Here is a 21787-nt window from a genome sequence, read left to right as displayed (position 1 = left end):
CCACCCCAGGCAAGGACGCTGACATGACCCACCGCGACGAAATGACCCTCACCTCCTCCGGCTTCTACGTGAGCCAGGAGGCCCCGATCCACAGCGACAACCCGGTGCCGACGCCCTCGGCGCCCGCTCCCGACATCCTGCGCTGCGCGTACATGGAGCTCGTCGTGACCGACCTCGCGGCCTCCCGCGTGTTCTACGTCGACGTGCTCGGGCTGTACGTCACCGAGGAGGACGACGAGGCGATCTACCTCCGTTCGACCGAGGAGTTCATCCACCACAACCTCGTGCTGCGCCAGGGCCCCGTCGCCGCGGTCGCCGCGTTCTCGTACCGGGTGCGCACGGCCGAGGACCTCGACAAGGCCGTGGCGTTCTACACGGAGCTCGGCTGCCGCGTCGAACGCCGGGCCGAGGGCTTCACGAAGGGCATCGGCGACTCGGTCCGCGTCGAGGACCCGCTGGGCTTCCCCTACGAGTTCTTCTTCCAGACCGAGCACGTCGAGCGGCTGTCGTGGCGCTACGACCTGCACACGCCGGGCGAGCTCGTGCGCCTCGACCACTTCAACCAGGTCACGCCCGACGTGCCGCGCGCCGTGAACTTCATGCAGTCGCTCGGCTTCCGCGTCACGGAGGACATCCAGGACGAGGAGGGCACGGTGTACGCGGCGTGGATGCGTCGCAAGCCCACCGTGCACGACACGGCCATGACGGGCGGCGACGGTCCGCGCATGCACCACGTCGCGTTCGCCACGCACGAGAAGCACAACATCCTGGCGATCTGCGACAAGCTGGGCTCGCTCCGCCGCTCCGACGCGATCGAGCGCGGGCCGGGTCGCCACGGCGTCTCGAACGCGTTCTACCTGTACCTGCGCGACCCCGACGGCCACCGCGTCGAGATCTACACGCAGGACTACTACACCGGCGACCCGGACAACCCCGTCGTCACGTGGGACGTGCACGACAACCAGCGTCGCGACTGGTGGGGCAACCCGGTCGTGCCGAGCTGGTACACGGATGCCTCGCTCGTGCTCGACCTCGACGGCAACCCGAAGCCTGTCGTCGCCCGCACCGACGACAGCGAGATGGAGGTCACCATCGGGGCCGACGGCTTCTCGTACACGCGCAAGGGCGACGAGGAGCAGGGCTTCAAGCTCGGCAACACTCTCTGAGCCGCGGCTTCGCACAACGCAGGAACGCCGCCCGACGGCCCCCGGTTTCCCGGGGAACCGCCGGGCGGCGTTTCGGCATATCGGGCGGATGTTCCTGAGTTGTGCGGGTCAGGCGCGGCGGTGTCAGCCGAGGAAGCGGATGACGGCGTCCTTGAAGGCCCGCGAGGTCAGCGTCGAGACGTGGTCCCGACCGGGGACCTCCAGATACTCGGCGCCCCGTGCTCGCGCAAGCTCGGCGACGCCGCGCGGCACCGGGTCGTCGGCTCCCGCGACGAACAGCGCCGGCAGGCCGGGCGGCAGCTCGAGGGCGGCCCCGGACACCCCCTCGACGCAGGCGAGCAGCGCCTCCGGATCGGCGCCGGAGCGGAGCGCCGTGCCGAGCACCGCACGCATGACCGCGTCCTCCGGCGTGCCGGACGAGGCATCCGGGCCGTCGCCGGCCCGCTGCGCCGCTGCGCCGAGCAGCAGCTGCCGGGCGCGCACGCGGTCCCAGCTCGCGAAGAGCTCCCGCGGACCAGCACCGCCGATCACGATGCGCCGCACCCGCGCGGGCTCGCGCCGGGCGAGCGCGGCCGCGATGCGGCTGCCGAGCGAGTAGCCGACGACGTCGGCCCGCGGGGCGCCGATCGAGTCGAGCACGGCGGCGAGGTCCGCTCCCTGCACCTCGGCGCGGTAGGCGCCCGGCTCGAGCGGGGCGTCGCTGTCGCCGTGGCCGCGGAGGTCGACCGTCACCACCTCGCGACCGGTCCGGCCGAGCGCCTCGACCCAGCCGGTGCCCTGCCAGGTGATCGCACCGTCGGCGCCGAAGCCGTGCACCAGGAGCACGGGCGGGAGCGGCGAGCCCCCGTCGCCCTGCGGCTCAGCGGCGGCGACGCGCCGGTAGGCGATGAGCGCGCCGTCCTCGGCCTCGGCGTGCAGGGCGGGACCCGCCGCTCCCGGCAGGGCCGGGCTCACGCCTCGCCCCGTCCGAGCATCGCCGGGCTCACGCGTCCGCCGCGACGATCTCGGCGCCGGCGTGGCCGAGCTCGGCGAGCGCCGCCTCCGACGACTCCGGCGCCACGCCGGCGACGAGCCCCGTGAGCACGCGCACGTGCTGCCCGTGCTCGAGCGCGTCGAGCGCGCTCTGCCGCACGCAGTAGTCGGTCGCGATCCCGACGACGTCGACGCCGGTGATGCCCCGTTCGGCCAGGATCTCGGCGATGCCGCGGCCGGCCTCGTCGGTGCCCTCGAAGATCGAGTAGGCGGGCTCGCCCTGCCCCTTGCGGATGTGGACGTCGACGCCGGCGACGTCGAGCGCCGGGTGGTACTCGGCGCCGGGGGTGCCGGCCACGCAGTGCGCGGGCCAGGTGTCGACGAAGTCGGGCGCCGCGTCACCCGCGAAGTGGCCGCCGTTGTCGGTGTCGCCGTCGTGCCAGTCGCGCGAGGCGACGACGAGTTCGTACTCGTCCCGGTGCGCGGCGAGGTACTCGGTGACCCCCGCCGCGACGGCGGCCCCGCCGTCGACGCCGAGCGCCCCGCCCTCGGTGAAGTCGTTCTGCACGTCGATGATGAACAGCGCCTTCGTCATGCCTTCCATTGTGCCCTCGCCGGGCGTGCTCGGCACCCCGCCCGCCGCACGCGGATCTCGGCCCCGAAGCGCCGATCAGCGGTTGGACAGCTGCGCCCCGCAGCGGTAGAAACCGGTCGCGAGCGTGTCGATCGCCTGCTTGGCGTCGTCGGAGACGTCGCCCAGGGCGTAGATCGCGAACGTCAGGGTCGCACCGTCCGCGGCGTGGACGACCCCCGCGAGCGTGTAGCCGGTGTCGATCCATCCGGTCTTCGCGATGACCTGCCCGTCGGCGACCGCGTTGTCGCCCGTGAAACGGTCGTCGTAGGAGAGCGAGCCGCGCTCCCCCGCGATCGGAAGCCCATCGAGCAGGACGCCGAGCTGTCCCTCGCGCGCCGCGATCTTCTGGAACAGCCGGGTGAGGTAGGCCGGCGGCACCGCGTTGTCGTCGGAGAGCCCGGAACCGTCGACGATCACGATGCCGGCCGTGTCGACGCCGTAGCCGGCGAGCCCCTGCAGAACGCCCGCGTTGATCGCGCCGAAGTCGTTGCCCGCACCGGACTGGATCGCGACGAGGCGCGCGAGCATCTCGGCCACGGTGTTGTCGGAGACGACGAGCGCCTTGTCGACGAGCTCGGCGACCGTCGGCGACGAGACCGCGCCGAGCTGCGCGGCGCCCGACGGCGCGGTGCCCCGCTCGATGGTCTCGATGCCGCCGAGCTCGTCGGCGAACGCCTGTCCGGCGCGCCCCACCGGGTCGTCGCTGCGGAACGAGGTGTTCGAGTACGGGTCGTCGCGGTCGCCGTCGACCATGAGCGCCGCGATGTTCGACATGTAGCCGTCGTCGCGCTCCTTGAGGTTCCAGCTCGGCTGCCACTCCTCGCCGCCGAAGTAGCCCGCGTCGAGCACGAGCCGGGTGAGCGGCGGGTTCGCCGGGTCCGCGTCCCAGGCGGTGCGCACCTGTGCGGCGAGGTCGTCGAGGTGCGCCGCGCCCGGATAGACGCCTTCGTCCCCGCTCGGTGTGCGCGAGAGCGTGACGTCTCCCCCGCCCACGAGCACGGCGGTCCCGGGCTCCGCGCCCTTCACGACGGTCGTCGTGGCGCGGTAGTCGGGGCCCAGCACGGCGAGCGCGGCCGCCGAGGTCAGCACCTTCATGACGCTCGCGGTGCGCGACGGCGTCGAGCCGCCCCGGTCGAACAGCACCTCGCCGGTGCCCGCGTTCACGACCTGGGCCTGGAGCTCGGCCAGCCGGGGGTCGGCTGCGAGCTCGTCGACCGAGCAGGTGCGGAGCGCGACGGCTGCTGCAGCGGCGTCTGGGCTCGGTCGCGGCTCGGCGCTCGGGGTCGGCTCGGCCGCGGCCGCGACTCGGATGGGTGCGGGCGGCGTGCGCATCGCGGCGCCCACGGCGATCGCCCCGCCGCCGAGGAGGAGCAGGCCGAGCGCAGCTGCGCCGATCGCGGTCGCGAGCCGGTGGCCGCCGAGGGCGGCGCGCACCCGGCCCAGGAGGCCGTCGGGTGCGGGCGCACGTGGGACGCTCGCGCCTTCGGGCGCGCTCGCGTCATCCATCCGCTCGTTCACCCGGGCATTCTACGGAGGGGATGCCTCCATGCTTCCTGAGCGCCGCTCAGCACCGTCGTGCGGCGACGGCGTGCGGCGAGGGCGTCACTCCCCCGGGTACCGCAGGCCGATCTCGGCGCGGATCGCGTCGAGCGTGCCCATGATCCCCACCGTTTCGGCCGTCGACAGCAGTTCCCCGCCGTCGAGGCGGCCATCGGCGACGAGTGCCTCCAACGCGGCGGCCTGGTACTGCATGCCCCGGCCCTCGACCCGCGACTCGAAGGTCTCGAGCACGCTGCCGTCGGCCGCGATGAGCCGGAAGGTGGTCGGCGCGTACCAGACCTCGTCGAGTTCGATGCGCGCGACCGTACCGATGATCGCGGCGCGGTTCGGGCCCTGGGTATCGCTCGCGGAGTAGGTGGTGGCCGTCTGCCCGCCCGGGTACTGGAAGATCGTCGCGAGCTGGGCGTCCGCGCCCGTCGCTTTGAACACGGCGGAGGCGCGGATGGCGGCGGGCTCCCCGAAGAGGTCCCACGCGAAGGAGATCGGGTAGATGCCGAGGTCGAGCAGGGCGCCGCCGCCGAGTTCGAGCGCGTTGACGCGGTGGGCGGGGTCGTCGCTCAGCAGCTGCGTGTGGTCGGCGATGAGCGAGCGCACCTCGCCCAGCGCGCCCGCGGCGATCAGCTCGCGGATGCGCACCATGTGCGGCAGGTAGCGCGTCCACATCGCCTCGAGCGCGAGCCGCCCGTTGGCCTGAGCGGCGTCGCGGATGCGCTCGGCCTCCGCACGGTTCAGGGCGAAGGGCTTCTCGACGAGCACGTGCTTGCCGGCCTCGAGCGCGGCGACCGCGTTCTCGGCGTGCAGCGGGTGCGGCGTCGCGACGTAGACGACGTCGACCTCGGGGTCGGCGAACAGCGCGTCGTAGCCCGCGTGCGCCGTGGGGATGCCGAACTCCTCGGCGAACGCGGCGGCCGACGCCGCGCTGCGCGAGCCGACGGCGCGCACGTCGAAGCCGGCGAGCTTCAGGTCGGCGGTGAAGAGGCGGGCGATGCCGCCCGTCGCGAGAATGCCCCAGCGGAGTCGATCGGTCATGGACAAAGCCTAGGCCCGCGCACCCGGGGCCGACCCCTCGACGGCCGGCCCCGCCCCTGCCCCCAGATCGGGGAGGCTGCGGATTCGCGCGGCGTCGCCTAGCGTGCAGGGCATTCCCGTCCTCCGCGGGAACGTGCGAACGGCCCGGCGATCCCGGGCCTTTCGTCTTGGGCCCTCGTATACTTCCGGGATGTCCGCGCCGCCGACGATCCGCAGCCTCCTCGAGTTCGGAGGCGACCGCCTGCAGCTGCTCGTGCCGGGCGACTCCGCGGACGCGATCGAGCGACCGATCTCCTGGGTGCACGGTTCGGACCTGCCGGACCCGACGCCGTTCCTCGCCGCCGGCCACCTGCTGCTCACCGACGGCGCGCAGTTCCCGCCGGGCGCGACGCCGGACGAGCGCTACGCGGACTACGTCGCGCGATTGCGACGGCACGGCATCGTCGGTCTCGGCTTCGGCGCGCGGCTGCACCACGGCGAGACGCCGGCGGCGCTCGTCGCGGCCTGCCGAGCGCACGGGCTGCCGCTCATCGAGATGACCGACCTCACGCCCTACCTCGCATACATCCAGTTCGTCGCTGAGGCGCTCGACGCGCAGCGCACCGAACGGATCCGCTGGTCGGTCGCCGCGCAGCGCGCACTCACGAAGGCCGCGCTCCGCCCCGACGGACTCGCCTCGATCGTCGCCGAGCTCGAGCGGCAACTCGACTGCCGGGTGCTGCTGTTCGACGGCGCGGGCTCCCAGCTCGCTTCCGACCGCTCGCGACCAGCCGCGCCCGCACTGCGGCTCGCAGTCGCCGAAGCCCTCGGCCGCGGCGTGCGGGGTGCCTCCAGACTCGAGGCGGACGGGCTCGAGTACGCGCTGCAGACGATCGGCGTCGAGCACCTGGACGGCGCGATCGTCCTCGCCGGGCTGCGCGACCGCGACCCCTCGGCCACCGACCTCGTGAACAGCGTCATCGCCTTCGCGAGCCTCGCGCTCGCCCAGCACCGCGCCCTCGCCGCTGCACGTCTGCAGCTCCGGGACGGCGTGCTGCAGCAGCTCCTCGGCGGCGCGGTGGAACTCGCCGGACGCACCGCCCGTGACGCGTGGGGCGAGCTGCCCGGCCCGCCGCTCGGCGTCTTCGTGCTCGACGCCGCCCCTGAGCCCGATCTGGTGCTCGACGCCCTCGAGTTCGCGGCGAACGCGAACCCGGGCGGGTTGTTCTTCGGCCGCCATGACGGCCGGATCGTCGTGCTCGTCGACGAAGCGGCCGAGGCCGCCGACGCGACGGTCCGCCGCCTGATCGCGCAGTACGCGCTCCGGGCCGGGCGCACGACGGCGTCGAGCCTCGCGGGGCTGCCCGGCGCCCTCGACGAAGCGAGCGCGGCGCTGCGCCGCGCGCCCGGCAGCACCGCGCCGCACGTCGCCGAGTACCGCGACCTCGCCGCCGCCGGGATGCTCGGCGCACTCGCCGCCGAGGGCGCGGGAGAACTCGCGCGCGCCACGCTGCGCACCCTGCGGGAGCACGACGAGCGCACCGGCGGCGAGCTCTGGGACGCGGTCGAAGCCTGGATCGAGCATGACTGCGCCTGGGAGCCGGCCGCCCGCCGGCTCGGCGTGCACCGGCACACGCTCCGCCACCGGATCGACGCCGCAGGCGAGCTGCTCGGCCTCGATCCCTCCGGACTCCGCGGGCGGCTCGAACTCTGGGCGGCCGTGCAGCTCAGCCGGGGCTGACGGACGGTTCGGCCGCGAGCTGCTCGGCCATGATGCCGAGCAGCTCGTAGGCGAGGTTCGCGGCGGCGACGGCGGTGATCGCCGCGTGGTCGAACGGCGGCGACACCTCGACGATGTCGGCGCCGACGAGCTTCAGACCCCGCATGCCGCGCAGGATCTCGAGCAGCTCGCGGCTCGTCATGCCGCCGGCCTCCGGCGTGCCGGTGCCCGGCGCCATCGACGGGTCGAGCACGTCGATGTCGATCGACACGTACACGGGCGCGTCGCCGACCCGATCGAGGATCCGCCGCAGCACGCCCGGCGCGCCGATCGCATCGAGCTCGCGGCTGTGCACCGCAGTGAAACCGAGCCGCTCGTCGTCCAGGAGGTCGTCGCCGCTGTAGAGCGAGCCGCGCAGCCCCACGTGGGCGGAGCGATCCCGCCGCAGCAGCCCCTCCTCGCTCGCACGGCGGAACGGCGAGCCATGCGTGTACGCCTCCCCGAAGTAGGTGTCCCAGGTGTCGAGATGGGCATCGAAGTGCACGAGCGCGACGGGGCCGTGCGCCTCGGCCACGGCCCGGAGGGCCGGCAGCGCCACGGTGTGGTCGCCGCCGAGCGCCACGAAGCGCCGCCCGGGCCCGCTGAGCGCCCGGAATCCTCGCTCCATCTCGTCCAGTGCGCTCGCGATGTCGAAGGGGTTCGCGTCGAGGTCTCCGGCATCGGCGACCTGCACGAGGTCGAAGGCCGCGACGCCGAGCGCCGGATTGAACGGCCGCAGCAGGCGGGACGCGTCGCGGATCGCCGACGGGCCGAAGCGGGCGCCGGGTCGGAAGGTCACGCCGGCGTCGAAGGGCACCCCCACCACGGCGAGCGCGGCGTCCGCCACATCCTCGAGCCGCGGCAGCCGCGCGAAGGTGCTGAAGCCCGCATAGCGCGGCGAGCGCTGCCCGTCCACCGGTCCGATGATCATCGTGCTCCCTCCGCGAGCGGTGTCCGCTCGTCCATCGTCTCGTCGGGCCGCGGCTCGGCCTCGTAGACCTGTGCACCGCCGACCCAGGTCTGCAGCACTCGGATCGCCGGCACCTCGTCGATCCCCACGAGGTAGGGGTCGCGGTCGAGCACGACGAAGTCCGCGAAGCGGCCCGGCTCGAGGGCGCCGACCGCGTGCTCCCGGCTGATCGAGGCCGCCGCGGTCGCGGTGTGGCCGAGGATCGCCTCGGCGAGGGCGAGCTGCAGCTCCGGTCCGCCGAGCACCCGGCCGCCGGCCGTGCGTCGGGTCACCGCCGCGTGCACCGCCTCGAGCGGCCCGGGCGGGCAGACCGGGGCGTCCGAGGAGAGCACGACTGGCGCCCCGGCATCGCGGATCTCGCCCAGCGGAGTCAGCCGTTCGGCACGCTCGCCGAGCGCCTCCATCAGCTCGTCGCCGTAGCGCGCGAGGTACTGCGGCTGGGTGATCGGCCAGAGCTCGAGCTCGGCCGCGCGACGCACCTGCGCCTCGCTGGGCCCGCCGAAGTGCTCGATGCGGTGCCGGAGCGCTCGGCCCTCCGCCTGCAGGCGCTCATGGATGTCGAGGACGAGCTCGATCGCGGCGTCGCCCTGCGCGTGGGTCGCGGTGGGCAGCCCGAGCGCCGTGACCCGCTCGATCATGCCCTCGAGCTCCCCATCGGGATGGTAGAGGTAGCCGAAGTCCGACGGGTCGCAGCAGTACGGCGAGCTGAACCGCGCGGTCGCGGCGGTCAGCGCTCCGTCGGAGTACAGCTTCACCCCGGCGATCGCGAGCTGCTCGTCGCCGAGCCGCCCCGCCACGCCGAGCTGCTCGAGCTGCCCGATCAGGCTCGAGATCACGAGGAGTTCGGCGCGCAGCGTCAGCTCGCCGCGGTCGCGGGCGCGCAGGTAGGTGCCGAGCTCTCGCGACGTGACCTGGGCGTCGACGACGGAGGTCACGCCGACCGAGTGCAGCTCGCGCTGCGCGGCGGCGAGCTGCGCGCCGAGCTCCTCCGCGTCGTCGGAGAGGTGGAAGTTCGGCCCGTTGTTGCCGATCTTCACGCCGGCGACGCCGGTCAGCCAGTCGGCGGCGGCATCCCAGAAGGTCCCGTCGGGCGCACCGGCGGCGTCTCGGCCGAGGTGCCCGCCCTCCGGGTCCGCCGTCTCGGCGGTGATGCCGAGCGCGCGCAGCACCGCCGAGTTCGCGATGGCGCCGTGCCCGCTCGAGTGGAAGACGAGCACCTCCCGCTCGGTGCTGACCCGGTCGAGGTCGTGCCGGTTCAGCATCCGCTGGTCCGCGACATTGCCGTGGTGGAAGCCGCGCCCGCGGATCGCGCCCGGCCGCGCCTCGCCGCGCTCGCGGAGCCGCTCGACGACGTCGTCGATGCTGGGTGCGGCCGTCCAGCTGCAGTCGGTCCACGACGCGAACTGGCCGTGCATGAGGGGGTGGCAGTGCGCGTCGACGAAGCCGGGCAGCACGGTCAGCTCGCCGAGCTCGAGCTCTTCGACGGTCGTGAAGGCGAGGGCGCGGCAGTCGCTGAGCGACCCCGCCGCCGCGATGCGACCGTCGCGGACCAGGATCGCCTCCACGAGCCGCTCCGAGCCGCTCGGCCGGATCCGGCCGCGAACGATGAGTTCGGTGACGGCGCTCATGCGACGGTCCCGCGCTCGACGCGCGCGGCCAGCCCCCGGGTGGCGAGCACGCAGCCGATCGCCACGAGGCAGAGCAACGCGAGGTAGGCGAAGATCAGCACCGGCGAACCCTCGGACATGCCGAGCAACGTCGGCAGCACGATCGGCGTGAGCGCCCCGGCCGTGAGCGCGGAGCCCTGGTAGGCGAGCGAGGTGCCGGTGTACCGCACCCGCACGGGGAAGATCGACGCGAGCACGGCGGCGATCGGCCCGTAGTTGAAGCCGGTGAACAGCGCCGTGACGGCGAGCATGACGGTGATCACGAGGAACGAGCCGGTGTGCGCGAGCAGGTACAGCGGCACCACCACGATCATGATGCCCGCGAGCCCCACGGCGACGACGTACTGCGGTCGCCATCGGTCGCCGAGCCAGCCCGCCAGCGGCACGAAGGCCATCTCGAAGAGGCCGGCGATGATGAGTGCGTTCAGCACGAGCTCCGTCGGCACGCCGGCCTGCTCCGAGGAGTAGGCGAGGAAGAAGGACGACGTCACGTAGTAGCCGCCGGTGGCGACGAGCATGGCGCCGATGCCGATGAGCAGCGGCTTCGGGGTGCGGAACACCTCGCGCACGGGGGCGGCCGAGAGCTCCTGCGCGCTGCGGGCCGAGACGAACTCGGGAGACTCGCCGACCACCGAGCGGATGATGAGCCCGATCACCACCAGGACGGCGCTGAAGAGGAAGGGGATGCGCCAGGAGCCTGCGATGAGGCCGTCGCCGATGTGCTCCGAGATCGCGAACACCGCTGAGGAGAGCGTCGCCCCCACCGAGGAGCCCAGCTGCGCGAAGGAGCCGTAGAAGGAGCGGCGCTCGGCGGGTGCGTGCTCGATCGCGAGCAGCGCGGCGCCGCCCCACTCGCCGCCCATGGCCACGCCCTGCAGCAGCCGCAGCGTGATGAGCAGCAGCGGGGCGAGCGGCCCGACCACCTCGTAGGAGGGAAGCAGGCCGATGCCGAAGGTGCCGACGCCCATGAGCAGCAGCGTGGCGATGAGCACGGGCTTGCGTCCGAAGCGGTCACCCAGGTGGCCGAAGAGGAACGCGCCGATGGGGCGGCCGAGGTAGCCGAAGGAGGTCGTGCCGAACGCGACGATCGTGCCGAGCACGGGGTTCATGTCCGGCGGGAAGAACACGTGCCGGAACACGAGGGCCGCGGCCGTCGCGTAGATGAAGAAGTCGTACCATTCGATGCTCGTGCCGGCGAGCGCGGCGAGCGCGGCCCGGCGGGGTCGGGCGACGGTGCGGGGTTCGGTGGATGTCACGATCGTTTCCTCACTGAAGCGATGCGGATCGGGGGAAGCCGTGCGCCGTTCGATCGGCGACCGGTACCGACGAGGCTAGGCGCGGCCGAAGGGCACGGACAATGCGACGAATGTCCAATTCACGGCGGATTGCGCGACAGATGTCGCCAGGCGTCCCGGCCCCGAAAATGACGAATGCCTCCTCCCGCGGAACGGGAGAAGGCATGTCGCGTCTGGAGCCGCCTGTGGGAATCGAACCCACGACCTATTCATTACGAGTGAATCGCTCTGCCGACTGAGCTAAGGCGGCGTGACGTCCGCGGCGCGAGCGCTGCGGTGGCACGAGAGTCAATAGTAGCGGATGCCGAGCGCCCTCGATGACCACGGCACCGCCACCGAGACGTCAGCGCCGAGACGTCAGCGCCGCGGGGTTCACCCGATCAGCACTTCGGATCGCTCGCGGGCACCGTGCCGTCGATGAAGTACTGCTCGACGGCGTCGTTCACGCAGGCGTTCGACTTGTTGTACGCCGTGTGCCCCTCGCCCTCGTAGCTCACGAGCACGCCCGAGTCGAGCTGCTCGGCGAGGGAGACCGCCCACTCGTACGGGGTCGCCGGGTCGCCGGTCGTGCCGATGACGAGGATCGGGTCGGCCCCCTCGGCGTGGATCGCCGCGCGCGTCGCATCGCCCTGCACCGGCCACAGCTCGCAGCCGCCGCCCGTGTCGTAGCCCCAGTACGGCCCGATGACGGGTGCCGCCGCGGTGATCTCGGCCGCCTCGGCCTGGAGGTCGCCCTCGCCGTCGCGGAGCGGGTAGTCGAGGCAGTTGATCGCCCGGAACGCCTCGGTCGAGTTGTCGCTGTACGTGCCGTCGGGGTTGCGCCCGTAGTAGAAGTCGGCGAGCGTCAGCGCCATATCGGCGTCGCCGAGCATGACCGAGTCGAACATCTGCGAGAGGTACGTCCACGAGTCGGGGCTGTACAGCGCCGCGATGATGGCGGTGAGGTACGTGTCGGCCCCGACCATCCGCCCGTCGCTGCCGCGCAGCGGACTGGCGTCGAGCGACGCCGCGAGCGCCCCGACCTCGGCCATTCCGGCGTCGACGTCGCCCGAGAACGGGCAGTCGGCCGAGCTCTGGCAGTCGGCCATGTAGGCGCGCAGCGCCTGCTCGAAGCCGACCGCCTGCGCCTTCGAGACCTCGAACTCGCTGGCCGCGGGGTCGATCGCGCCGTCGAGCACGAGCCGGCCGACCTTGTCGGGGTAGAGCCCGGCGAACGTCGCGCCGAGGAAGGTGCCGTACGAGTAGCCGAGGTAGTTCAGCTTGGTGTCGCCGAGGACGGCGCGCAGCAGGTCGAGGTCGCGGGCGGCGCTCACGGTGTCGACGTAGCCCAGCAGTTCGCCGGTGTTCTCGGCGCAGGCGGCGCCGAAGTCCTCGAAGTTCTTCGAAGACGCCGCGATCCACTCGGGGCTGCCGCGCTCGCCGGGCGGAATGGTGAACAGCGCCTCGTCCATGCCCGCGGCGTCGTAGCAGACCACCGAGCTCGACTGGCCGACCCCGCGGGGGTCGAAGCCGACGATGTCGAAGCGCTCCTGCAGCGGCTGGCCGACGGCGAAGTCGAGCGAGTCGGAGACGAGGTCGACGCCGGACGCGCCTGGTCCGCCGGGGTTCACGAGCAGCGAGCCGATGCGCTCGCCCGTGGCACGGTGCCGCACGAGGGCGAGCTCGATCTCGCCCGCCGCCGGGTCGTCCCAGTCGAGCGGCGCCTTCGCGGTCGAGCACTCGAGCTTCTCGCCGCAGCCCTTCCACTCGAGGATCTGCGAGTAGAACGGCTGCAGCTCGGCGGAGACCTGCTCGCCCGTCGGCGTCGAGGTGGCCGCGGGCTTCGGGAAGAGTCCGCCGAGGTCGGGGAAGCAGCCGCTCAGCAGCAGCGCCACCGCGGCCACGAGGCCGACGGCCCCGATGCGTCTGCGAGCGCGAGCGCCCCCTGTCGTGCCGGTGCGGATCATGCGGCCCCCCGTTCGGTCCCTGGTCGTCTGATGGCGCTCACGAGCATCGCCTCGAGCGCGAGCGCCGGCGCGACGTTGCCCTCGATGCGGGTGCGTGCGAGCTGGATGGCGTCGAGCGTCGCGAGCGTGCGCGCCGGAGTGGCGGCCGCGGCCGCCGCACCGAGTTCGGCCTCGATCTCGCGGTTCACGAGCGGCACCCGGGCGTCGAGCTGCAGCAGCAGCACGTCGCGGTACAGCGAGGCGAGGTCCACGAGGATGCGGTCGATGCCGTCGCGCAGGCTTCGCGTCGCCCGCCGCTTCTGCTCGTCCTCGAGCGCCTTGATCTGCGAGCGCAGCGCGGGCGGGATGGCCTGCCCGGGTGCCAGGCCGAGCGAGCGCAGCGCGTGCTCGCGCTCCTCCTGGTCGCGCAGCTCGGTGATGGCCTTCGCGTCGTCGCCGGCGATCTCGAGGAGCCGCGCGGCGGTCATCACCGCGGTCGCGGCCGAGCGCACGCCGAGGGCGAGCCGGAGCGTCTCGGCGCGACGGCTGCGCGCCTCCTCGTTGGTGGCGAGCCGGTGCGCCATGCCGATGTGGCTCTGCGCCTCGCGAGCGGCGCGCTCCGCGAGCGCCGGCTCGACGCCGTCGCGGCGCACGAGCAGTTCGGCGACGTCGGCGATGCTCGGCACCTGCAGGCGCACGGAGCGGACGCGCGAGCGGATCGTCGGGATGAGGTCGGCCTCGCTCGGGGCGCAGAGGATCCACACGGTGCGCTCCGGCGGCTCCTCGAGCTCCTTCAGGAGCACGTTGGAGGTCTGCTCGGTCATGCGGTCGGCGTCCTCGACGACGATCACCCGGTGCCGGCCGACGGACGGGGCGTAGTGCGAGCGCTTCACGATGTCGCGGACGTCGGCGACCTTGATGATGACGCCCTCGGTCGTGAGCACGTGCAGATCGGGGTGGCTGCGCGCCTCGACCTGGATGCGGGTCGGCTCGTCGCCGTCGGCGTCGCCCGCGATGAGCGCGGTCGCGAAGGCGTAGGCGAGGTTCGAGCGGCCGGAGCCGGGCGGGCCGGTGATGAGCCAGGAGTGCGTCATGCTGCGTGCATCCGGAGCGGCCGATGCGTCGCCCTCAGCGGCGGCGCCGGCGCGGACGGTCGACGCCGAGGCGGCCGCGCGGAACACGGCGATGGCGGCGTCCTGCCCCGTCAGTTCGCTCCACACGCTCACCCTGCCACGCTACCCTCCACCGCCGACGCGGTTCGAGGCATCCGCTCCCCCGCCCGAGCCATCTAGAGCAGCGGCTCGATCCGCGCGCGCAGTTCGGCGGCGATCTGCTCGGCGGGCTGCGCGGCGTCGACCACGACGACCCGCTCGGGCTCGGCCGCGGCGATCCGAAGGTACGCCTCCCGCACGCGGCGGTGGAACTCGGATGCCTCGGCCTCGAGCCGGTCGTAGCGGGTGCGCGAGGCGTCGAGGCGACCGCGGGCGGCCTCGGGGTCGAGATCGAGCAGCACGGTGAGGTCGGGGGCCAGGTCTTCGGTGGCCCACTCCGAGAGCGCGCGCACCTCGCGGCTGTCGAGCACCCGGCCGGCGCCCTGATAGGCGACCGAGGAGTCGATGTAGCGGTCCTGCAGCACCACGGCACCGCGCTCGAGGGCCGGGCGCACGAGCGTCGCGACGTGGTGGGCCCGGTCGGCCGCGTACAACAGCGCCTCCGCGCGCGGGCTGATGTCGCCGCGGTGGTGCAGCACGATCTCGCGCACCTCGACGCCGACCTCGGTGCCACCGGGCTCGCGAGTGCGGACCACCTCGCGGCCGAGGCCGCCGAGCCACTCCCTGAGGAGCTCGGCCTGCGTGGTCTTGCCTGAGCCGTCGCCGCCCTCGAGGGTGATGAACAGGCCCCGGGTCACGCCTGGCTCTTCTTCGAGGTGCCGGTCTTCTTGGCCGCGGCGGGCTTCTTCGGCGCCGCCTTCTTCGCGGTCGTGGCCCGCTTCGCCTTCGGCTTGGCCGGGCCCTTCTCGCGCTTCAGCTGCAGCAGCTCGACCGCCCGCTCGAACGTGACGTCCTCGACGGACTCGGCCCGCGGGATCGTCGCGTTCGTCTCGCCGTCGGTGACGTAGGGGCCGAAGCGGCCGTCCTTCACCTTGATCGGCTTCCCGCTCACGGGATCCGCGTCGAACTCCTTCAGCGCGCTCGACGCCCGCCGGGCGCCGTACTTGGGCTGCGCGAGCAGTTCGAGCGCGCCGGGCAGGTCGAGGTCGAAGATCGCGTCCTCGCTCGGCAGCGTGCGCGTCTCGGCGCCCTTCTTCAGGTAGGGCCCGTAGCGGCCGTTCTGCGCCGTGATCTCCTCGCCCGACTCGGGGTCGAGGCCGACCACGCGGGGCAGCTCGAGCAGCCGGATCGCCGTGTCGAGGTCGACCTCGGCCGGATCCATCGACTTGAACAGGGAGGCGGTGCGCGGCTTGGCGGCCGCGGCCTTCTTCGCGCCGCGCTTCGGCTTCGCCTCGACGACTTCGCCCGTGGCCTGGTCGACGGTCGACTCCGCAGCCTCGGGCTCCGGCTCGAGCTCGGTGACGTAGGGGCCGAACCGGCCGTCCTTCACGACGATCTGCTTGCCGTTCGCGGGGTTCTGCCCGAGCACCCGGTCGCTCTGCACCGGCGCGTCGATGAGCTCGCGGGCCTTCTCGAGCGTGAGCTCGTCGGGCGCGAGCTCGGGCGGCAGGTTGACCCGCCGCGGGGTCGCATCGGGCGCAGCACCCTCCTCGACGACCTCGAGATAGGGCCCGTACTTGCCGATGCGCAGCGTCACGTCCGGCGCGATCGCCATCGAGTTGATCTCGCGGGCGTCGATCTCGCCGAGGTTGTCGACGACCTGGCGGAGCCCGCGGTGGCGCTCGCTGCCGAAGTAGAACTCGTTCAGCCAGTCGACGCGGTCGGCCTCGCCGGCGGCGATGCGGTCGAGGTCGTCCTCCATCTCGGCGGTGAAGTCGTACTCGACGAGGTCGCCGAAGTGCTCTTCGAGCAGCCGCACGACGGAGAAGGCGGTCCAGCTCGGCACGAGCGCCTGGCCCCGCTGGGTCACGTAGCCGCGATCGAGGATCGTCGAGATGATCGATACGAACGTCGAGGGGCGGCCGATGCCGAGCTCCTCGAGGCGCTTCGTGAGGCTCGCCTCCGTGTAGCGCGGCGGCGGGCTCGTCTCGTGGCCCTTGGCCTCGAGCTCGGCGAGCTCGACGCTCTGCCCCTCGGTCAGCTGCGGGAGCTTGGCATCCCCGGAGTCGTCGGCGTTGCGCTCTTCGTCGCGTCCCTCTTCATAGGCGGCGAGGAAGCCGCGGAAGGTGATCACGGTGCCGCTCGCGGTGAACTCCGCGGTGGTCCCGCCGACCGGCGCGGTCGGCTCGGCCGGCGCCGCAGCGGATGCCGCGGTCGGCCCGACCTCGATCGTGACGGTCGCGGTGTGCCCCTTGGCGTCGGCCATCTGCGAGGCGACGGTGCGCTTCCAGATGAGGTCGTAGAGGTCGAACTCGCGCCCGCGCAGCGAGCCCTGCAGCGAGGAGGGGGTGCGGAAGACCTCGCCGGACGGGCGGATCGCCTCGTGCGCCTCCTGGGCGTTCTTCGACTTGCCGGCGTAGACCCGGGGCTTGTCGGGCAGCGAGTCGGCCCCGTAGAGCTTCGTCGCCTGCGCCCTGGCGGCCGCGATCGCCTGCTGCGACAGCGAGTTCGAGTCGGTGCGCATATAGGTGATGTAGCCGTTCTCGTAGAGCGACTGCGCCACGCGCATGGTGTCCTTGGCGGAGAGGCGGAGCTTTCGGGCCGCCTCCTGCTGCAGGGTGGAGGTCGTGAACGGCGCGGCCGGACGGCGCGAGTACGGCTTCGACTCGACCTTGGCGACGCGGCGGGCGACGGTGTCGTCGCGGAGGGCCGCGGCCAGCGCCGTCGCGGTGGGCTCGTCCAGCACGACTGCGGAGGACGTCAGCTTGCCGTCGTCGTTGAAGTCGCGACCGGTGGCAATGCGCTTGCCGCCCACGCGGACGAGTTTCGCCGCGAAGGCGCTGTTCGGGGCGTCGGTCGCGAAGGTGCCGACGAGATCCCAGTACCCCGCGGCGACGAACGCGAGGCGCTCCCGCTCGCGGTCGACCACGAGGCGGGTCGCCGCCGACTGCACGCGGCCCGCGGACAGGCCGGGGCCCACCTTGCGCCAGAGCACGGGCGAGACCTCGTAGCCGTAGAGCCGGTCGAGGATGCGCCGCGTCTCCTGCGCGTCGACGAGCGAGGTGTCGAGCTCGCGGGTGTTGTCCTTCGCCGCGAGGATCGCGTCCTTCGTGATCTCGTGGAAGACCATGCGGCGCACGGGGACCTTCGGCTTCAGCTCCTGCAGCAGGTGCCAGGCGATCGCCTCGCCCTCGCGGTCTTCATCGGTGGCGAGCAGGAGCTCGTCCGCCCCCTTCAGCGCTCGCTTGAGTTCGGCGACGGTCTTCTTCTTCGCGTCGGAGACGACGTAGTACGGCTCGAAGCCGTTGTCGACGTCGACCGAGAACTTGCCGAGCGGGCCCTTCTTGAGCTCCGGCGGGAGGTTCTTCGGCTCGACCAGGTCGCGGATGTGCCCGACGGACGACAGCACCTCGTATCCGTCGCCGAGATACGCGGCGATGGACTTCATCTTGGTCGGCGACTCGACGATCACCAACTTCTTGCCTGACACCAGACTCCTCTATTGCTTCGAGACGAGAGTGCAGCGGAACGCCGCGCCCCCGAGCGGTGTGCTGTCCGCCGACGCCGAGCGCCGACAGCCACACGATACACACCCTGGCCGGGAGCGCACCTCCGCCACGGTGGCGTATCCACCCCTTGCGGTTCGACACGGGCGGAGGAGAATGACCCGCATGGACACGTCATCCTCGGGCTCGTACACCGCCAAGCTGATCGACGGGCCACTCGAAGGCAAGACCGTCGCGACCGCGTTCCTCGACAGCGGCGACCCTCGCCCCCGCATCGAGTTGAACGCGGACGCCGGCAAGCGCTACGTCTACGCGCGCGGGGCCGGCCTCGAGTTCGACGGGCCGGGCGACGCCCGTCCGACCGCGGTCGACTACCGCTTCATCGAGACCGTCTTCGACTGAGGCCGCCTGCCCGAGCGGCGGGCCGTCGCCGGCGGCCCAGCTCTCGCCCGCGCCCCCGCCGAGCCGAGCGGGAACTCGATCTCGACGGCGACGGTCGCGGTCGCCCCATCGGCTTCGCACGCGGTGAGGGTCGCGCCGTTCCGGCGTGCGAGTTCGACGGCCAGCTCGCACGGCACGCCGGGCACCGCACCGGTCAAGGCGTCGGCCGCGGCGAGCGCAGCGGCATCCGCGGCGTGCGCGGCGCGCTGGCGTTCGACGTGCATGCCGAGCAGCGGCAGCACGGCGAGCGCAGTGGCGGCGCACGCTCCGACGACCCCGACCGCGAGCACGGAGCCGGACATCAGCGACCTCCGGCGAGCGCGCAGGAGGACGCCCGCAGTTCGATGGCGGCGAGGAGCCCGGCGGCGGGAGCGCGAAGCGTCGCGCACACGAAGGTGCCGTCGTTCGTGGAGCCGAGCGACACCGCTCCCCCCGACACCCGCGCGGCGATCCCGGCGGCGGTCGACGCGGACTCGCCGCGACCGAGCGCCCGAGCCGCGTCGGCGGCGCCGTCGCTCAGGCGCACCTGCTGCGCGGCGAGCAGCACCGCACCGAGGCAGAGTGCTAGCACCGCGGCGACCGCGGGCAGCGCGACCGCGAGCTCCGCGGTCACGCTGCCGCGCTCGCGGCGCGTCTCAGCCGACGCTGAGCGCATTCCGCACGAGTTCGGTGAGGATGCCGCGCACCTCGTCTCCGCGCAGGATGACGACCAGGAGTCCCGCGAAGCCGACCGCGGCCATCGTGGCCACCGCATACTCCGCGGTCGCGGCACCCCGATCGCCGGAGAGGCGGCGCCGGATGCCCCGCAAACGACGCCATCGTACGGAACCGCCGACGGTGACGCCCTCGGCTGCGAGCGTCACCGCCTCGGCCGAGCTCCCATGCGGACGAGTTCGATGATTCATGAGGTACCTCTCTTCTTGTCTGACCGCAGCGGCGGTCGGCGGTGGCACGAGCAGGGCGGTCATCCGGCGCCTGAGAAGGTGCCGGAGACGACCGAGATGACGAGGGGCGCGACGCCCAGCAGGACGAAGGCCGGCAGCACGCAGACGCCGAGCGGGATCATCAGCCGCACCCCGAGGGCCGCCGCCCGCGCGACGCCTCGAGCCCGCGCCGTGCGACGGACCCGGAACGCCTCGGCCCGCAGCAGCTCGGCCACCGGGGCGCCGGCCGCGGCTGCGAGCCCGATGATCCGATCGATCTCGCGGACGTCGCGCACGCCGTCGCGGTCCGACAGGGCCGCCTCGACGAGCGTTCGCGCCCGGTCGAGGGAGACGCCGCCCGTCAACGCGATCGCCAGCAGGTCGTACTCGATTCCGGCATCCGCGGCGCCGCGCGCGGCCTGTGCAGCCAGCGCCCGGTTCCATCGCCGCCCGGCCCAGAGCAGGGCGAGTCCCGCGAACAGGCAACCGAGGCCGAGCGGAGAACCGAGCAGCACCCGGGCGGTGTCGAACCCGAGCAGCAGGCCGAAGCCGATCGCGACGACGGGGAGCCAGGCCACGAGGCGCGCACTCGCGTTCGGCCCGGCCAGCGCGGTGCGGACCTCGCGCCGAAGCTGGGCCTCGTCGCGCAGGGCGGCGGCGAGCTCGCGCAGGCTGCCGGCGAGCGGGGCGCCGCACGCGGCGGCGATCTCCCAGGCCGCGGCGAGGGTGCGCCAGGGCCCGCTCGAGCCGCTGCGGCGCAGCGCCTCGTGCACCGGGAGCCCCTCGCGCGCGGCGGCTGCGGCCACGATGACCGGGTCCGGCTGCGGATCACCGGCTCGAGCCGTGTCCGCCGCGCCCGTCGGGCGATCCGCATCCGAATCGGGGACGGGCACCAGGTGCGACCAGGCCGCCGCGACGCCGACACCTGCCGAGAGCAGGGTCGCCAGTTGCTCGGCGACCGCCGCCGCGCGCTCGATCGCCGATTCCTCGGCGGCGCCGTTCGGACGACGGATCGACGTGAGTCGGCGGCTCGCCCGGGTGCTCCACGGCCGGGCGGTCATCGGGCCGCCTCGACGCCGAGCCGGTCGTGGTCGAGCACGAGCCGGCCGATCGAGGCGAGCGTGCGCACCCCGCCGCGGCGCTCGAGATGCAGCACGAGGTCGAATGCGCTCACGGCCTGCCGGGCGACGGCGTCCGCCGAGAGTCCCGCCGACGCGCCGAGCGCCTCGAGGCGGGCCGGCACGTCGGCGAGCGAGTTCGCGTGCATCGTGCCTGCGCCCCCGTCGTGGCCGGTGTTCAGCGCCGAGAGGAGTTCCCGCAGCTCGGCGCCTCGGCATTCGCCGACCACCAGCCGATCCGGACGCATGCGCAGCGCCTCGCGCACCAGCGCATCGAGCCCGATGCGCCCGGCTCCTTCGAGGTTCGGCTGTCGTGACTCGAGCGAGACCACGTGCGGGTGCTCGATGACCGCCTCGCCCACGTCTTCGATGACGACGATGCGCTCGTGCGGCGGGGCTGCGCCGAGCACGGCGGCCAGGAGCGTCGTCTTCGCTGCAATACCCCCTACATTTATCATTCCAAAAGAGACTGAGGATCAGGGATTTCCATCGAGCACCGATCATCACACCGTGCTCGTCAAGTGCGCATTGTCATCCTTGACGCGCAAGCGCACGGGAACAGCGACCGGCCCCTCAGGAAGGCGTCGACTCCAGGTAGCTGAGGACTTGATGCATCGCGCGAATCGCCTGTATGGCATCGGGCTGTTCGACTCGAGTCTCGCCCTCATGGACGGCCACATGGCGCTTGCCGTACAGGGCTTCAGCCGCGGTCGTGATGTCCGCGGGAGCATCGGCAAGCCGGCGCTTCACATCGAGTCCACGTCCGCCGCACGCCGTTTCGACAGCGAGTCGCGCGGAGAGCACGGCCTCGCGATACCGGCCCCTGTCGAAGTGCGTCTGCGCGGTACGCGCGTGCGCCTCCGGCGCCGACTCCTCTGTCAGCACGCGGAACGCATCCCGGTATGCGGTGTCAGGTGTCGGGCCAAGCAGGTAGGTGAGTTCAGCACCGTCGTTGAAGAGAAGCACGTCGTACGAGTCTGTTGCCGTACCCCCGGAGACCAGCACGTAGTCCTCGAAGCCGTCTTTCTGGTAAAGGTTGGCCATGTAGGTGTGGGCTCCTGTGAACTGCGGGCTGCTGAGGAACGTGAGCAAATGCTCCTGGTTTCTGCCGTACATCTCGATCTTCCGACCCGTGACCTTCTGCCGGAGACGCAGACCAAGGCCCCCGTCCTCGACGGGGTACTCCTCGATGTAGGCCCACACGGATGTCGGAGGAGATGCGATGTCCGCGGTTGCGATGTGGACCTGCACCGAGAAGCCCTCGAATGCGACAGAGATCTCCTGAGCGTTTTGCGTCACGATCGGCGCGGCGATGGCGATGTACTCTGCACGGCCCCGTGGCTCGACGAGCCCGCCTCCATGGACATAGCAGTCCTGCAACAGGTTCGACAACGGCGCGACTGACCCGAACATCTGGTTGTCTGTCAAGACCCTCACGAGCCGCTTGGTCGACTTCTCACGAAGGCGGAGGTCCGGTGCGCCGACGGCATTCTCGAACCGCTCGACGTAGCATTTGACGATGCCGGAACTCTGGGCGCTGCGAGCAGTCACCTTCGCTGCATGCGCAGCGCGTCGCGCCTTCGAGTTTGATGGGCTCATCTGAATGCCCCGCCTTTGGCTTGGTGGTCAGCG

General features: G+C 72.5%; 19 protein-coding genes, 1 tRNA gene and 1 pseudogene. 3 read left to right on the top strand and 18 right to left on the bottom strand.

Annotated elements, in window-relative coordinates; genetic code table 11:
* The first annotated feature begins 23 nt into the window (after nt 1–23).
* On the top strand, nt 24–1166 hold the full coding sequence (gene hpaD / locus MTP13_RS10800) for a 3,4-dihydroxyphenylacetate 2,3-dioxygenase (RefSeq protein WP_243567765.1): 1143 nt from the start codon (nt 24–26) through the stop codon (nt 1164–1166).
* A 123-nt stretch (nt 1167–1289) separates the two neighbouring features.
* On the opposite strand, the gene MTP13_RS10795 is transcribed toward hpaD, so the two are convergent.
* The 4 genes from MTP13_RS10795 to MTP13_RS10780 all read right to left on the bottom strand — a co-directional run bounded on the left by MTP13_RS10795 (nt 1290) and on the right by MTP13_RS10780 (nt 5361).
* Nucleotides 1290–2120, bottom strand: coding sequence for an alpha/beta fold hydrolase (locus tag MTP13_RS10795; protein ID WP_243567764.1), 831 nt, complete (start codon nt 2118–2120; stop codon nt 1290–1292).
* A gap of 28 nt (nt 2121–2148) precedes the next feature.
* Entirely contained in the window at nt 2149–2733 is a 585-nt protein-coding gene (locus MTP13_RS10790; RefSeq protein WP_243567763.1) for an isochorismatase family protein, read from the bottom strand.
* Nucleotides 2734–2808: 75 nt separating this feature from the next.
* Nucleotides 2809–4290: a D-alanyl-D-alanine carboxypeptidase/D-alanyl-D-alanine-endopeptidase gene (locus MTP13_RS10785; protein ID WP_243567761.1), complete on the bottom strand. Its 1482-nt coding sequence runs from the start codon at nt 4288–4290 to the stop codon at nt 2809–2811.
* 84 nt (nt 4291–4374) lie between these two features.
* Nucleotides 4375–5361: a Gfo/Idh/MocA family protein gene (locus MTP13_RS10780; RefSeq protein WP_243567760.1), complete on the bottom strand. Its 987-nt coding sequence runs from the start codon at nt 5359–5361 to the stop codon at nt 4375–4377.
* A gap of 190 nt (nt 5362–5551) precedes the next feature.
* On the opposite strand from MTP13_RS10780, the gene MTP13_RS10775 reads away from it, so the two are divergent.
* Nucleotides 5552–7081, top strand: coding sequence for a PucR family transcriptional regulator (locus MTP13_RS10775; RefSeq protein WP_243567758.1), 1530 nt, complete (start codon nt 5552–5554; stop codon nt 7079–7081).
* Here the strand turns inward: MTP13_RS10775 and speB are convergent.
* From speB to topA, 8 genes are all read right to left on the bottom strand, one after another.
* A complete protein-coding gene (speB, locus tag MTP13_RS10770; RefSeq protein ID WP_243567757.1) occupies nt 7068–8030 on the bottom strand; it encodes an agmatinase in 963 nt (320 codons plus the stop codon). The two genes, MTP13_RS10775 and speB, sit on opposite strands and share 14 nt — an antisense overlap.
* On the bottom strand, nt 8027–9697 hold the full coding sequence (locus MTP13_RS10765; RefSeq protein ID WP_243567756.1) for an amidohydrolase: 1671 nt from the start codon (nt 9695–9697) through the stop codon (nt 8027–8029). The genes speB and MTP13_RS10765 overlap by 4 nt, the downstream gene beginning before the upstream one ends.
* Complete coding sequence (locus MTP13_RS10760) at nt 9694–10992, bottom strand: MFS transporter (RefSeq protein WP_230767649.1); 1299 nt, start codon at nt 10990–10992, stop codon at nt 9694–9696. Before MTP13_RS10760 ends, MTP13_RS10765 begins: the two co-directional genes overlap by 4 nt.
* Nucleotides 10993–11205: 213 nt before the next feature.
* Nucleotides 11206–11281, bottom strand: a tRNA-Thr gene (locus MTP13_RS10755).
* Nucleotides 11282–11411: 130 nt separating this feature from the next.
* A complete protein-coding gene (locus tag MTP13_RS10750; protein ID WP_243567755.1) occupies nt 11412–12977 on the bottom strand; it encodes an alpha/beta hydrolase in 1566 nt (521 codons plus the stop codon).
* The gene (locus MTP13_RS10745) at nt 12974–14182 is read right to left on the bottom strand and encodes a DNA polymerase III subunit delta' (RefSeq protein ID WP_243567754.1); all 1209 of its coding nucleotides are present in this window, start codon (nt 14180–14182) and stop codon (nt 12974–12976) included. The genes MTP13_RS10750 and MTP13_RS10745 overlap by 4 nt, the downstream gene beginning before the upstream one ends.
* 62 nt (nt 14183–14244) lie before the next feature.
* Entirely contained in the window at nt 14245–14865 is a 621-nt protein-coding gene (gene tmk / locus MTP13_RS10740) for a dTMP kinase (RefSeq protein WP_243567753.1), read from the bottom strand.
* Nucleotides 14862–17660: a type I DNA topoisomerase gene (gene topA / locus MTP13_RS10735; RefSeq protein ID WP_243570807.1), complete on the bottom strand. Its 2799-nt coding sequence runs from the start codon at nt 17658–17660 to the stop codon at nt 14862–14864. Before topA ends, tmk begins: the two co-directional genes overlap by 4 nt.
* Nucleotides 17661–17838: 178 nt before the next feature.
* Between topA and MTP13_RS10730 the strand changes: the two genes are divergently transcribed.
* On the top strand, nt 17839–18075 hold the full coding sequence (locus MTP13_RS10730; RefSeq protein WP_230767642.1) for a hypothetical protein: 237 nt from the start codon (nt 17839–17841) through the stop codon (nt 18073–18075).
* Here MTP13_RS10730 and MTP13_RS10725 read toward each other — a convergent pair.
* The 6 genes and pseudogenes from MTP13_RS10725 to MTP13_RS10700 all read right to left on the bottom strand — a co-directional run bounded on the left by MTP13_RS10725 (nt 18045) and on the right by MTP13_RS10700 (nt 21706).
* Nucleotides 18045–18416, bottom strand: coding sequence for an Rv3654c family TadE-like protein (locus MTP13_RS10725; protein ID WP_243567752.1), 372 nt, complete (start codon nt 18414–18416; stop codon nt 18045–18047). The two genes, MTP13_RS10730 and MTP13_RS10725, sit on opposite strands and share 31 nt — an antisense overlap.
* Nucleotides 18416–18727, bottom strand: a complete 312-nt coding sequence (locus tag MTP13_RS10720; RefSeq protein ID WP_243567751.1) for a TadE family type IV pilus minor pilin — start codon at nt 18725–18727, stop codon at nt 18416–18418. Before MTP13_RS10720 ends, MTP13_RS10725 begins: the two co-directional genes overlap by 1 nt.
* 22 nt (nt 18728–18749) lie before the next feature.
* On the bottom strand, nt 18750–18923 hold the full coding sequence (locus tag MTP13_RS10715) for a DUF4244 domain-containing protein (protein WP_243570806.1): 174 nt from the start codon (nt 18921–18923) through the stop codon (nt 18750–18752).
* 155 nt (nt 18924–19078) lie between these two features.
* Complete coding sequence (locus MTP13_RS10710; RefSeq protein ID WP_243567750.1) at nt 19079–20098, bottom strand: type II secretion system F family protein; 1020 nt, start codon at nt 20096–20098, stop codon at nt 19079–19081.
* Nucleotides 20095–20592 (bottom strand): annotated as a pseudogene (locus MTP13_RS10705) (ATPase, T2SS/T4P/T4SS family); the annotation flags it as partial. The gene MTP13_RS10710 and the pseudogene MTP13_RS10705, both read right to left, overlap by 4 nt.
* Nucleotides 20593–20728: 136 nt before the next feature.
* A complete protein-coding gene (locus MTP13_RS10700; protein WP_243567749.1) occupies nt 20729–21706 on the bottom strand; it encodes a hypothetical protein in 978 nt (325 codons plus the stop codon).
* Nucleotides 21707–21787 lie beyond the last annotated feature (81 nt).

Origin of the sequence: Agromyces soli (assembly GCF_022811605.1) — a bacterium.
Classification (GTDB): domain Bacteria; phylum Actinomycetota; class Actinomycetes; order Actinomycetales; family Microbacteriaceae; genus Agromyces; species Agromyces soli.
This window is presented reverse-complemented; position numbering and strand designations above follow the sequence as displayed.